The sequence below is a fragment of the Rhodococcus sp. PAE-6 genome (genome assembly GCF_025290685.1).
Taxonomy (GTDB): domain Bacteria; phylum Actinomycetota; class Actinomycetes; order Mycobacteriales; family Mycobacteriaceae; genus Rhodococcus; species Rhodococcus pyridinivorans.
In genome coordinates this window covers 1-262 of sequence record NZ_JAOCLZ010000149.1, presented here as the reverse complement: position 1 = coordinate 262, position 262 = coordinate 1, and the positions used below count along the sequence as shown (strand labels likewise).

Genomic DNA, 262 nt, shown 5'->3' with positions numbered 1-262 from the left:
ATCGATGACTACCGGGACCTGGAGTCCGTCAACCACTTCCACGAGCGCGTGCGCGCCGGCGACGACCCGGCCGCCGTCCTGGCCGGCATCGCCCCCGTCTCCCGCGACAACGCCCGCACTCCCGTCCACTGGGACAGCAGCGAGAAGGCCGGATTCACCACCGGCGAGCCCTGGATCGCCCTGGCCCCCGACCACGGCACCGTCAACGCGGACGCCCAGGTGGGAGTACCTGGCAGCGTGTTCGAGCATTACCGTCGCCTCA

1 pseudogene is annotated in these 262 nt (G+C 70.6%); it reads left to right on the top strand.

The annotated features are described in order from the left end of the window. Positions 1-262: pseudogene (locus NVV99_RS26590) on the top strand (glucohydrolase); the annotation flags it as partial.